The following is a 13,946-nucleotide window of genomic DNA, read 5'->3' on the forward strand; positions in this document are numbered from 1 at the left end:
TTTCAAACATTCTCTAAGTAACATAAATTTAACAAAAAACAAAAATCGTATAATACGTAATTAAGTTTTTTTTGTACCAAAAATTTAAACCTAGCGGCTTGTTGGTTCCACGTAAACTTAAATAACCGGAATTTTTTAAATAAATTTCATTAAATTGTTGATTTTAAGTATTAATACTATAAATGGTATCAGATTATTAGACATAGTATATAAAAATTAATCAAGTTATTACCAGTTAAGTCGAGAGAAATTACCAATATTATGTTTAATAAATTCTTACCTCAGTTGGTTGTGGGTTTATGGGTATTTACAGTCTTACCTTTTGCACATCGTGCTAAAGCAATAACTCCTCTGACCCAAGGAGAAATTCAGCAACTCCGTAATATGGTTCAGCTGATTCCTAAAAATAATTCTCTGACCCGTCCTGCACGAAAATCAGATACCATAAATCCTGGAGATGGTTTATCTACCGGTCGAGCTTCCCTAGCAGATTTGCGCTTTAATGATGGTTCTGTAGCTAGGGTTGGGGAACAAGCGGTATTTCAATTTTTGCCGCAAACACGAGATTTCACACTAAGTAATGGCACTGTCCTGCTACTCATCCCACCAGGAAGAGGACAAACACGTATTAAGACACCGAATGCCGCAGCAGCAATTCGCGGTTCAGCATTATTTGTTCGCTATAACAAGGAATCAGATACAACGATTATTGGTGCGTTAACAAATAGCGGTATTGAAGTTGCTAATAAGGAAGCTTCGCAAAATGTTGTTCTGGAAGCAGGACAATTAATGGTTGTAGTCAAAGGTGAATTTCAAGGACTATACGATTTTGACTTAAAAAATTTTTATGACAATAGCGATTTAGTACGCGGATTCGATTTAAATAGGCAAAATTCTACTTCTATACCAGATCCAGAATTGGCAAGTGTTCAAGCTGAAACTACCGCAGCTTTAGCAGCACAAAAACCAATTACAGGACAGGGATTAATTGATAATCCATCTTTTTTACATAAAAATTTTAATGCCGGTAATTCATCTGCTAATAATGGTGTCGGGCGTGATCAACGGTTAAATAATAATGGTGTTGGGCGTGATCAACGAAATAACCGTCCTTCGAGAGGCAATGTAGAAAGAGACTCTATTAGAAACAATCCTGGTGGTTTCAAAGATACTTTTATCCAAACAGGAGAGGTTCTCAAGGAAAATAATCAAGGCAATGGTCAAGGCAATGGTCAAGGTAATGGCAATGGTCAAGGTAATGGCAATGGTCAAGGTAATGGCAATGGTCAAGGCAATGGTCAGGGCAATGGCAATGGTCAGGGTAATGGCAATGGTCAGGGCAATGGCAATGGTCAGGGCAATGGCAATGGTCAAGGTAATGGCAATGGTCAAGGCAATGGTCAAGGCAATGGCAATGGTCAGGGCAATGGCAATGGTCAAGGCAATGGCAATGGTCAAGGCAATGGTCAAGGCAATGGCAATGGCAATGGTCAGGGTAATGGCAATGGTCAAGGCAATGGCAATGGTCAGGGTAATGGTGAAGGTAATGGCAATGGCAATGGCAATGGCAATGGTCAGGGTAATGGTGAAGGTAATGGCAATGGTGAAGGCAATGGCAATGGTCAGGGCAATGGCAATGGTCAGGGTAATGGCAATAATTAATTAGTAATATTAGGTCGGGGAAATCAATTTGAATTCATTCATCTATCTTCACGGCTTTGCTTCTAGTCCCAAATCAACAAAAGCCCAGGATATAAGCGATCGCTTTTCCCAAATTCACATCAAACTGAAAATACCTGATTTAAATGCCGGCGATTTTTCCCATCTGACAATTACCCGTCAGCTAAATCAAGTCGCTGCTGAATTTCCAGAGGATGATTCCGTACCTGTAACTCTGATTGGTTCTAGTTTGGGTGGTTTGACATCTGCTCATTTAGGGGAAAAATTCCCACAGGTAAAACGCCTAGTTTTATTAGCACCAGCCTTTGAGTTTTTATCCCATTGGTTGCCCAAGTTAGGAGATGAAGCGCTGCAACGTTGGCAACAAGACCAATATCTCTTAGTACATCACTATGGGGAAGAGCGATCGCTACCCCTAAGTTATAATTTCCTCACCGATGCTGCCCAATACCAAGAAAAAAATCTCCAACGTCCCATTCCCACCTTAATCCTGCACGGTAAACAAGATGATGTGATTCCGATTACTGCTAGTCGTGAATTTGCAAGTTCCCGTCCTTGGGTAAAATTAATAGAACTTGATAGCGATCACGCTTTGGGCAATGTTACAGCCGAAATTTGGCAAGCAATTTGCTCATTCTGTCGCTTGGAAATTAGGAATTAGGTACTGGGAATTTTGGGAAATGGGATAATTACCAATTACCACCTGAGTTCGACATAAGATAATTTGTGGAAAACTCTCCCCCAGTAGGAGTCTCAAATCCTTATCCTCTCGATTGAAAAAATCATAACTCCGTTCGCGTAGCGTCTCCAAAGGAGAAACTCCGAACTTCTAACACCGAACTCAGGTAATTACCAATTACCCATCACCAATTACCATCACCAACTATGCTGCCATTTATTCGCTCAGATTTAGCCCAATTTACCGCTTACAAACCCCACCCCAGCAGTACTACAGCCGAACCCGTTGCCACGCAATTTGATCGGCTAGATACTAATGAAAGTCCCTATGATTTGCCAGTGGAAATCAAAGAAAAATTGGCGTGGACTTTTCAACAAGTCATTGAAAGCAATCGTTATCCTGATGGTGGACATGAGACACTCAAAGATGCGATCGCACAATATGTCAACGAGTCAGCTAATCTTTCATCCTCTCTTTTGACTGCTGCTAATATTTCCGTTGGTAATGGTTCAGACGAACTCATCCGTTCTTTATTAATTGCCACCTGTTTAGGCGGTGAAGGCTCTATTTTAGTTGCCAACCCCACTTTTTCCATGTACGGGATTTTGGCGCAAACCTTGGGCATTCCTGTAGTGACTGTCGGTAGAGATGAAAGCAATTTTGCAATGGACTTAAAAGCAGCACAATCTGCCCTGGAAGCCACACAAAATCCTCCGATTCGGGTAGTTTTTGTTGTTCATCCCAATTCCCCAACCGCCAATTGCTTAACTGCGGCTGAATTAACGTGGTTAAGAAGTCTACCAGAAGAAATTTTGGTAGTTATTGATGAAGCTTATTTTGAATTTAGCCAAACTACCTTAGTTGGGGAGTTAACACAGCGTCCTAATTGGGTAGTGCTACGAACTTTTTCCAAAGCTTTTAGGTTAGCAGCAATGCGGGTAGGCTATTGTATAGGTCATCCAGATGCGATCGCTATTTTAGAAAAAGTTCGTCTCCCCTACAATCTCCCCAGCTTTTCCATTGCTTCCGCCTTAGTAGCTTTACAAAACCGCCAACTTTTGCTGGAATCAATTCCCCAAACCTTAAGTGAACGCAGCAAACTCATCACAGCTTTATCTTCGCACCCAGCATTAGAAATTACAGCCAGTGATACCAACTTTATTTACCTGCGTCTCCAACCAAATTCTTCTCATCAAGCAGGTACTACTTTAAAAAATCTCAACCAAACACTCAGGAACCAAGGAACTCTTGTGCGCCTACTTCCTGGTGGACTGCGAATTACTGTAGGAACACCAGCCGAAAACGTCCGTACCCTAAATCGACTACAAACTGCCTTGGCAAATCTGGAATCTTATTAACTATTCATGATGATTAATATAATCATCTAAATCACTGCCCAAACGTCTCACTATTGCTACCGTTTGCGGCAGCACACCTACTAACATAGCAAAAGCCACATCTGGGAGATCAGCAACTACATCAGCAGGGAAATACTGTTCAAATTGATCAAGAATTTTCTGTACTCTCTGACTAGCAACAGAGTTTTCTGTAATTTGTTTGATTAAACGAATCCATTGTCGCCTAATCAAGTAAGCTTTTTGACGATCCTCATGAGATTCAGCATCTAATAAAGATAGATTACCTATAGGTAGTACAAATTGACAATCGCTATCACAATCACCACCTACCACTGCTCCTGGCCCAGCAAACTCTGCATGATAGGGTTTAAATAATATTAACCCATTCCGCTTACGACTATTCACAATGAATACTTTTCCGCCATGCAGAGACGCAAGAATATTAGATCCATGCGATGCCTGCTGCGAACATCGCCATTTATCAGTTCCATCTCGCATGACAAATTTGTCCAGGAAACTAGTTTCAGGGCAATATGTTGATAGCATCATAGTCTGATAGCGTCGGCGTTGTTCGCTATCCATTTTTTCTCAAACTTTTGATAAAGGTAATAGGATTCTGCACTTCTAGACTTCCATGAACTGGCTGTTTAATTCAATTAAGTGTTTGATTTTGTTTGTTATGTCCAAGAAATTTTTGGAAATGTCTAAGTAGATTATTAATGAGTAAATCGGTATTGTTCAAAATTATATACCCATATATTATGGAATCTAACTGAATTTGTCTCCAAACAGCAGGAGACTTTTTTAAAGTTTTTGTAAAGATTAAAATGGCAATGCAAAGTTAGCATAAAGATTTCCAGAAATGTTAACCTATGAAACCACTGGTTGGTGAGCTTTTCCTTTTCATAAATTTTCTGTACTAAATCTTAACAATATGATCATGTGAATTTATGAGCAGATATTATGATACCTTGTCAGCCTTGTCCCCCAAGTCTTGCCCTCACGACAATGTAAAAAACCTACACCTGTGAGGCAGGGGGGAGGGGTAATTTTGTATCTAACTAGAGTGGGAAAGGCTACATATCATAAATTTATACTGCAAACGGGTGAAATCTGGACTTATGTCATACTGAGCGTAACGTAGTGCAGCGAAGTATCTCGGAGATTCTTCACTGCGTTCAGAATGACACTTTTAACCCGTTTTTAGTATATTCTAGTAGTAAGTAAGTGGGCAGAATAAAACCCTTTTTCCTCTGCTAGAAAGCCCCTTACCTGATCCCAACGACAATTTTTAACGCCAACCTACCCAGGGAACACCAAAAAATAAATTACCCAAAAATCGTAGGGTGGGTTAGTACGTTAGTCCGTAACCCATCCCTACCTACATTCGTGTAACATCTCGCTGAGAAGCTTTACTGGTCAGGTGTTTATGCAAAAAAATTTGCCGCGAAGAATTGAAGAAAAAGGTGTTCCAATGAGATTCAACCTTATGTACCCGATATCCCAGCTTAAAATAAAGTTGCCTCGCTTGATAGTTATTTTCCAAAACATGGAGATATAAATCTTGAAACCCCCAATCTTGGCAGACTTGTTCACAGCTAATCAGTAAACTGGAAGCCAAGCCGTATCTACGATATTGAGGATCAACAGCTAAATTAGATAAATAGGGAAAAGATTTGTGGACATTTGCCCAGGAATCACTGAAGCGTACACCCATCTCTACAGTTCCCAGTATTTGATCAGTTCCACTGATGCTGCTGTCAACAGCTACCAAACAAACGTGATGAGGTGTTCTTGCCGCTAGACGATATCTTAAGTCTTCATAAATTCCCAAACGAAATAATGGAAAAGCCCATCCCCACAAACCTTTTTGGGAATGAAAGCTTTCAGAAATTATTTGAGCAATCCCAGGGAAATCAGCAGATGTAGCCGCACGAATTTGGAGTTGCCTGGTATTGGGAATGCGAGCATCTGTAACTGACTTTTGGTAGTGTGGGTGGGAAAACCAGGATTTCAAAGCGAGTTTAGGAGTAATGGGACTAAACGATAATTATCTTAATTATGCTCTTTTACCTTGCTTAATCAGGTTAAAGACTCCTGTTAAATATATTATGGTTTAACGTTCTACAATGACTGAAGGATCTGAATGCCCTTGTCATCAAACCATCTGCAACCTGCCTTCTTCAAGCTATTGACGGTAGAAAAACAAAGTCTCACTTGAGGAACCAACGTCTCTAAAGAGGCTTACCCTGTGGGAAGCTTACATTTTTAGACTAAAGCTACAGGGTTTTCAGGCTGCATTTTTATCAGAGATGAGTGGTATCTTTAGTAAACAACTAGTTGACAGTGATTTAGTCAGTGTGAATACCAACTCTCATGGTTGAGCAACTACTATGAGAGTAAAATCGAGTTCTCAGCATCTTCGATTCTCAATTTACCTAGCTTCAGCACCTGTCTGAGTGCTAGTTATGAGTATCAACTATTAAATAAGTACTTGTTTAATAGTATACTTTAATTTTAAATATGACTATTGTAATATTCATTGCTATATCATGACTATCATAAGTAAAATTGACCGCCAAGTGTTAGTGCAACTGCTGGAATGGGAAAACTTAATATACCGCTTTATGGTGTTTTTTATCCAGATGGAAGCGCATTATGTAGTCCAAGGAGGTTATAAAAGGAGATGAGGAAAAATTTTCTCAGTGAAAATTAACATGATGAATCAAAAATAACGCTGGAATCAACTGTATTTTACCTTTTTAAGCAGTTAATACCAGCTATTTACAATTATTGTGAATAAACACTCTTATACTTAGTAGTCATGTGGCCTAACAGTTTTTTGGTCGAAATGCTCGAACCTTACCTGAATCAGAAATATATTGACCTGATCAGACTATTCTTTATCCGACTGCCGTTGCAGCAGGAAAGCGGTGCATGACATCACAAGCAAACAGTAAGCCGAAAATTTTAGTTGTCGATGATGAGCCAGACAACCTTGACTTGCTTTACCGCAGTTTCTATCGCGAGTATCAGGTACTGAGGGCTAATTCTGGTCCAGCAGCGCTGGAACTGCTTGCACAAGAGGGAGACGTATCCGTAATCATCTCAGATCAACGGATGCCAATGATGAGCGGTACAGAATTTTTAAGTCTGACAGCAACTCAATACCCAGATATTATCCGAATTATTTTAACTGGTTACACTGATGTCGAAGATTTGGTGGAAGCCATTAACTCTGGCAAAGTATTTAAATATGTTACTAAACCTTGGGAAGCTGAAGAACTTAAAGCAGTTGTACGCCAAGCTTTGGACACACATAATGTCCTGAAAGCCAGAACCCGTGAACTCACTCGCACACTCCGTAGAGAATCGCTGCTGAATACTGTTACTAATACAATCCGTAGCGCTCTAGACTATCGGCAAATTTTGCAAACAATTGTTGATACGGTGGGGCATATGTTAGAGGTGGATGTTTGCCTGTTACGTCCCTTCCAAGATCAGCAGTTGGCAGATGAAGGATTTACTTACCAAAAATCTGCTCAACCACCAGCCCAGGATCATGGAGAGAGTGATTCTTCTTTACCTCCAAACCAACCCGATGGGAAATTACCCGATGAGTGTCTAGACCCTATTATTCCCTTGTCTCTATTAGTGCAGACGGTATGGGAAACTAGTGAAGTACAGGTAATTTACGATGTGCTTAATGATGAGCGCATCCAAGGAAATGCAGAACGTGCGGAGGCTTTTAGGACTGCTAATATACGTTCTAGCTTAGTTGTGCCGCTGATTTGTCAGCAAGAAGTCAGAGCAGTATTAGCTCTACATCAGTGTTCCCAAGTCCGAAGTTGGGGAGATGACGAGGTACAACTAGTATCAATTGTGGCTGATCAAGCTGCTTTGGCTTTATCTCAGGCTTATGCTTATGAGGAAGTGGAAGCTTTAGCAAAGAGAGAAGCTTTGATTAATACTATTACTAGGGAGATTCGCTCTAGTTTAGACCCACAAGATATCTTTTCAGCAATAACCCAACGATTGGGACAAGCTTTACAAGTGGATGGGTGTGTTCTGTCTTTATGGACAGAAGAAGATGAATTTGTTCAATGTGTGGGTTTGTATGATAGTTCTCAAAATTTAGACAATCATCAAGAGCATAATCTCAATAGTAAGCATCGCTCTTTAACTCCACAATTACCGATTTCCCAAGCCCCTATTCGCAAGAATCCGATTCTACAAGAAATATTATACACACAAGAACCAGTGGTAATTACGGATATTACCCATTCTTCATCAGATGTCCAAGCTTTTGATCTACCTTTAAAAATGCGACCAAGATCGCTAATGGTTGTGCCTCTATTGATTGAGGGTAAATGCATTGGTAGTATTACTCTGAGGGAAGGGAATAAAGTTCGTAAATGGTTGACATCAGAAATTGAACTATCTAAATCAGTAGCAGCCCAAGCTGCGATCGCAGTACAACAATCACGGTTGTACCAAAAAACTCGTGAACAAGCTGAACGTTTAATAGAACTAGATAGGCAAAAAACCGAATTTTTCCAAAATATCTCCCATGAATTTAGGACTCCTATCACCTTGATTCAAGGGCCGCTAGAATCGGTGGTAGAAAATGGTGAAGGGTTATCCCATGCCCAAAGTGCGATCGCACTCCGCAATTCTCGCCGTCTCCTACGCTTGGTAAATCAACTACTAGATTTACAACGTCTAGATGCTGGCAGAATGCAGCCTACTTTCCGCCCTTGCAATATGGTCGAATTTATCACCCAAATTGTGGAATCATTTCGACTCTACTGCGAGAAAAAAGGGCTGCAAGTCCTGACTGATTTACTAGAATGTCCGACAGTCTACTTGGATATGGAAAAATTTGACAAAGTAGTTTACAACCTGCTGTCAAATGCCATGAAATTTACCCCTGATGGAGGTATCATCACTGTCAGATTATACAACGAGGGCGATAGCTGCATACTGCAAATCCAAGACACAGGAATTGGTATTCTTTCTGAACAAATTCCCCACCTATTCGAGCGATTCCGTCAAGCAGAAGGCTCCGAAAACCGCACCTATGAAGGCAGTGGATTAGGTTTATCCCTAGTTAAAGAACTAGTGGAACTACACGGTGGCCAAGTCACAGTACAATCAGTTTATGGACAAGGTACTCAATTTAGCCTAAGGCTATTGACTGGTTCAGATCACTTACCCCCAGAACAAGTACTAGAAGCACCATCGGAACTAAATAATAACCGTGCCAGTGTAGAATTGGCAGACTTAGAACAGGTAGAGTCAGTCAGAGATAACCCAGAACTGATTAGCAAAAATTTATCACCCAACTTAGAAATTGTAGACTCTAACAAACAAGTTCAAACTCACCATAATAATGAGCAATCAATTTTAGTCGTAGATGACAACCGAGATATGCGGTTCTATGTAGCCGACATCCTCCGTCACAGCGGTTATCAAGTACTGACAGCTCGCAACGGTTACGAAGGGTTTAGTTCAGCACAAGAAAATCATCCCAGCTTGATCATCACTGACTTAATGATGCCCTTGGTGACTGGACTAGAAATGATTCAGATGATCCGCAGTCAAGACCAGATGCGAGGGACACCAATAGTTTTGCTGACAGCAAAAGTTAATGAAGAAACTCGCATTGAAAGCACAGAATATGGTGCGGATGCCTATTTAGCTAAACCATTCAATGACCGCGAACTTTTAGCAGCAGTCAGGAATCTTTTAGCCCTGAAGGAAAATGAGAAACGGGTATTGGAATTAAACACCTACCTCACAGAATCTGTTCTCAAACGCTTTTTGCCATCTGCACTCGTAAAAAAAGCTGCCGCTGGAACTTTATCTCTAGATTTACGACCAGAACCCCGCTTGGTTACAGTATTGTTTAGTGACATTGTTGGTTTCACTCAACTATCCAACACCCTCAGATCCCGAAAAGTAGCAGAAGTGCTGAATGAATATTTAGAAATCATGACCAAAGTTGTTTTTAACAATGGCGGTACTGTAGATAAATTTATGGGAGATGCTATTTTAGCCTTGTATGGAGCGCCAGAAGAACTAACACCTAATGAACAGGTACGTCGGGCAATCAATACAGCCAGAGGAATGCAAAAAGCCCTGATTCAGTTAAATAATCGTTGGCTAGAACAAGGTATATTCGAGACTGACGGCAGGAATGGAGTACAATTTCGCTGTGGTATCCACCAAGGCACAGCAGTTGTGGGAATGTTTGGAAGTGCCGAACGAGCAGACTATACAGCGATCGGACCAAGCGTGAATATTGCTGCTAGATTGCAAGCTGCTGCTGTTCCTGGGAACATCTTGGTTTCTGCTGCCGTCGCAGATTATTTGCAGGAAGAAGAAATCACTAAAGGCAGTCCATTGGAACTTAAAGGTATAGATGAAACAGTTCTCACATTCGTAGTTACACCAGAAGCATAGATTTTCATCCTGGATTATGTTATCGACCATTGCATGAAAAAAGTGGGCGCAATGATGAAAGCACCGTGTTTAGCAGCTGTTTGACACAGCCCTGAAGAGTGAATTGCTGCCTATATATGTACAGTGTTGTCTAGAAAATCGTCAACTAGGAAATAACTCTTGGGAATTGCCGTCTTTTTAGAGTGGAAACGTCAAATCCAGTTTTAAGTTAACTATGATACCATCAGTTACAGATAAATCTCCAATTTCTACTACAAGCTGGAGGAGACATACTGATCCACCTTTTTTGTGGATTATTTTATTTATAAGTTCAGTTTCGCTGCACCTGTTAATTTTTTGGTTTTTACGCTCATCTAATGAATTTAAACCTTGGATTCCCCAATCTAACCAAGCTGAAATTCCGGTTGATTTGATAGATATTTCGCCTCAAGTACAATCAACCGCCAAACCCGATTCAACACCTAAAACAGTTGCCTCAAAATTTTCTTCGTTACCTCAACAGTCTGTCACAGCATCTTTACCAAAAATCGCGCCAACCACCAACAATAATCCAGATGATGGCATTATAAATCCTGATTTTAATCTCTCACAGCAAGGTGAGAGCAAAAATACTGAAGTTAATAATCAATCAGTTCCGCAACCAGTAAATCCTACAGTTACACCTACACCGAGTCCTACAGCGCAAGTAACTCCTACAGGCACACCCACTAAGACAATTTCATCACCGAGTCCTACCGCACAAGTCACTCCAACAGCTACACCTACCGAGACAATTCCATCACCGAGTCCCACAACACAAGTCACCCCTACAGCTACACCTACCGAGACAATTCCATTAAATGACCTTCCCTGGAATCGCCGTCAAGAAGTCAAACTCGGTCAGGGAACTCTATTACCAAACGATTTTCCCTCAGATTCACCAACTCCTGATCCAGAGGATTCACCAACTCCTGATCCAGAAGATTCACCAACTCCTGATCCAGAGGATTCACCAACTCCCACTCCAGAAGATTCACCAACTCCTAATCCAGAGGATTCCTCAACCCCAACAGGAGGAGGTACGATGTCTTCAACAGGCTTCATCAACGCTAACGTTGCTCCTATACTAAAAGATGAAGTCAACGAATTAAGAGAACAACAGCAATTAAGAGTTGATGCTTTACCTGATGTTTTGGCAGAATACCAAGGTAGCCGCACCAAAGAATTGGAAGTAAGTTTTCTACCTGGTGATTCTGGACTTAAGCCAGCAGATATATTGGCTAGTCTAGTAATTGATAAAAATGGTAACTTTGAGCAAGCGATCGTCATCAACATCGAACCGGCGATACTCAGCAGTCAAAAAAGCATCTATGAGCAAGCACTTAATGATATTTTTAGGCAAGAGAGCTTTCTCGCTGCCTATAATCTAGATGGTTCAAAACCAGATTTGAGTAATTTGTATGTACGGATTAGAATTGAGCCGATAAATTCCCCATAAATAGCTTGTAATTTTAGAAAAGCTATGTTAAAGTTATTTAGCTGGGAATATGCGGGTGTAGTTTAGTGGTAAAACTTTAGCCTTCCAAGCTAATAATGCGGGTTCGATTCCCGCCACCCGCTTTAAAAAGAATTAATGACAAAAGGGCTGTTATTCCAAGGGATTTTTACGGGAATACGGTTCCTGATTTCTTGTTCAACTTTATCTTTGTCTATTTAGGGTTTGCTGTAAAGCCCTATTTAGGTAAAAAAATATCACTGTACAAAATTTCCAGTGATAGGTAGGGCTTGCTGAATAAAGCTAAAACATAGATATATCAAGAGTCGGAAGGTTAAAAAGGTAAATCAGGTGCAAGGAATAAGCATTGAAACTACCAAAAACCTATCACTGGATCTGATTCAAGACTATTCTTCTCTTCTTCTAATTCTTCCTCCTGACTCCTGACTCCTGACTTCTGACTCCTAGCCCTAACGGAAAGACTTTTTCAGCAAACCCTAGGTAGATATGGATTATTTTTAAGAGATATCTGTCACATAGTTAACCAAATCTACCGCTGATGTAAGCTTTTGTATCTTCTTGCTGTGGATTATTGAAAATTAATTCTGTCTCTTCGTATTCGACTAAATAGCCTGTGCGGCTTCCTTTATCAGAAGTTTTAACGTTAAAGAAGGCTGTTTTATCAGAAACCCGTGCTGCTTGTTGCATATTGTGGGTAACGATAACGATGGTGTAATGTTCTTTAAGTTCGTGAATTAGTTCTTCAACCCGCAGAGTAGAGATGGGGTCAAGAGCAGAACATGGTTCATCCATGAGTATAACTTCTGGTTGAACTGCGATCGCTCTGGCAATACATAAACGTTGTTGTTGTCCACCGGATAGAGACAAACCACTTTGTTTAAGTTTATCTTTGACTTCATCCCACAAAGCAGCTTGTCGCAAACTCCGTTCTACCAATTCATTGAGATCACCTTTGTAACCGTTAATTTTGGCTCCAAAAGTAATATTGTCAAAAATTGATTTAGGAAAAGGGTTTGGTCTTTGAAACACCATACCAATCCGACGGCGTACTTCTACCGGGTCAATATCTGGTGCATACAAATTATTATCACCAAAATAAATTTTACCTTCGGCTCGAAATGATTCAATTAAATCATTAAGACGGTTATAGCATCGAAGTAATGTACTTTTACCACAGCCTGAAGGCCCAATAAAAGCTGTAGCCTTATTTTTGGGAATATCTAGCCAAACATTCTGTACAGCAAGGAAGTTACCGTAGTAAATATTCAGGTTTTCTGTACGTAAAATCGCATCAGTCCCGTTGATTGTACTAGTTTTAGTAGCCATAAAAAGTTTAGAGATAATATAGGATGATCACCCATCCTGTTGAGGTATTTTGTTAAGCTTTTTGCCTTGTTGCCCAGCGAGCGATGATACTGGTAATCAGAACCATCAAAACCAAAATTAAAGAAGCAGCCCAAGCTAAAGACTGCCAATTTTGAAAAGGTGAAATTGAGAAGTTATAAACTAAAACAGCAAGAGAAGCTGTCGGTTGTAATAAGCCACTAGGCCAAAAAGAGGAAAACAGAGCAGTAAACAGTAAAGGTGCTGTTTCTCCAGATGCTCTAGCGATCGCTAAAGTAGAACCAGTGACAATGGCTGGTAGGGCTGCTGGTAAAACTACCTGTATGACTGTTTGAAACTTAGTTGCCCCTAACCCCACAGATGCTTGCCGCAAATCTTGGGAAACCAACTGTAGAGCTTCGTCTGTCGTTCGTACAATCGTGGGTAACATCAAAATTGCCAACGCAAACCCACCACCGAAAGCTGAGTAAGATCCTAAGTTCAGCTTTACTAATGTCAAAACCACAATCCCATAGGCAAATACCCCAGCAATAATTGAGGGAACTCCACTCAGAATATTAGTAGCAAAACGTATCCACCTAGCTACTTTACTAGAGCTAAACTCTGTTAAATAAATTGCTGCTAATACACCAAAAGGAATGCTTATTAATGCACCAATACCTACCATTAACAGCGTTCCCAAAATGGCATTACCGAAGCCTCCTCCCTTTCTCAGAGGTGCTGGGGGCAATTCTGTAAATACACTCAAATTTAAACTGCTAAAACCTTTAAACAAGACATAGGAAAGTACAGCCAGCAAAGGTAGTAGCGCCAATGCTCCACAAATAAATGCAACTACGGTCATTGCCGTATTAAACATTGTTCGGGGAGAGGAAGGGGAGCGAGTCAGGCTGTTTTGGGGAAAATAATTGCTCATAATTTTGCC

At 40.5% G+C, this 13,946-nt stretch carries 10 protein-coding genes and 1 tRNA gene; 7 read left to right on the plus strand and 4 right to left on the minus strand.

All coding sequences use genetic code 11. From position 1 onward, the window contains the following. Positions 1–261: 261 nt before the first annotated feature. From AC012T_RS03695 to AC012T_RS03705, 3 genes are all read left to right on the plus strand, one after another. A complete protein-coding gene (locus AC012T_RS03695) occupies positions 262–1,662 on the plus strand; it encodes a FecR domain-containing protein (protein WP_487063203.1) in 1,401 nt (466 codons plus the stop codon). A gap of 28 nt (positions 1,663–1,690) precedes the next feature. Further along, positions 1,691–2,341 (plus strand): YqiA/YcfP family alpha/beta fold hydrolase, encoded by a 651-nt coding sequence (locus AC012T_RS03700; RefSeq protein WP_487063205.1) that lies wholly within the window; start codon positions 1,691–1,693, stop codon positions 2,339–2,341. Positions 2,342–2,565: 224 nt separating this feature from the next. Beyond that, positions 2,566–3,717, plus strand: coding sequence for a histidinol-phosphate transaminase (locus tag AC012T_RS03705; RefSeq protein ID WP_487063207.1), 1,152 nt, complete (start codon positions 2,566–2,568; stop codon positions 3,715–3,717). On the opposite strand, the gene AC012T_RS03710 is transcribed toward AC012T_RS03705, so the two are convergent. Both AC012T_RS03710 and AC012T_RS03715 read right to left on the minus strand, forming a co-directional pair. Continuing rightward, positions 3,718–4,299, minus strand: coding sequence for a hypothetical protein (locus tag AC012T_RS03710; RefSeq protein WP_487063209.1), 582 nt, complete (start codon positions 4,297–4,299; stop codon positions 3,718–3,720). Positions 4,300–5,098: 799 nt separating this feature from the next. Then, a complete protein-coding gene (locus AC012T_RS03715; RefSeq protein ID WP_487063211.1) occupies positions 5,099–5,734 on the minus strand; it encodes a GNAT family N-acetyltransferase in 636 nt (211 codons plus the stop codon). Positions 5,735–6,269: 535 nt separating this feature from the next. Here AC012T_RS03715 and AC012T_RS03720 point away from each other — a divergent pair. The 4 genes from AC012T_RS03720 to AC012T_RS03735 all read left to right on the plus strand — a co-directional run bounded on the left by AC012T_RS03720 (position 6,270) and on the right by AC012T_RS03735 (position 11,781). After that, positions 6,270–6,407, plus strand: coding sequence for a hypothetical protein (locus AC012T_RS03720; RefSeq protein WP_487063213.1), 138 nt, complete (start codon positions 6,270–6,272; stop codon positions 6,405–6,407). 247 nt (positions 6,408–6,654) lie between these two features. After that, complete coding sequence (locus tag AC012T_RS03725; protein ID WP_487063215.1) at positions 6,655–10,182, plus strand: response regulator; 3,528 nt, start codon at positions 6,655–6,657, stop codon at positions 10,180–10,182. Positions 10,183–10,396: 214 nt separating this feature from the next. Next, positions 10,397–11,659, plus strand: a complete 1,263-nt coding sequence (locus AC012T_RS03730; protein ID WP_487063217.1) for a hypothetical protein — start codon at positions 10,397–10,399, stop codon at positions 11,657–11,659. Positions 11,660–11,710: 51 nt separating this feature from the next. Continuing rightward, positions 11,711–11,781 (plus strand) — tRNA-Gly (locus AC012T_RS03735). A gap of 415 nt (positions 11,782–12,196) precedes the next feature. On the opposite strand, the gene pstB is transcribed toward AC012T_RS03735, so the two are convergent. Both pstB and pstA read right to left on the minus strand, forming a co-directional pair. Then, entirely contained in the window at positions 12,197–13,003 is an 807-nt protein-coding gene (pstB, locus tag AC012T_RS03740; RefSeq protein WP_487063219.1) for a phosphate ABC transporter ATP-binding protein PstB, read from the minus strand. A 52-nt stretch (positions 13,004–13,055) separates the two neighbouring features. After that, the gene (gene pstA / locus AC012T_RS03745; protein WP_487063221.1) at positions 13,056–13,937 is read right to left on the minus strand and encodes a phosphate ABC transporter permease PstA; all 882 of its coding nucleotides are present in this window, start codon (positions 13,935–13,937) and stop codon (positions 13,056–13,058) included. Positions 13,938–13,946: the final 9 nt, after the last annotated feature.

It is taken from the genome of Anabaena sp. EIM26, assembly GCF_057568715.1.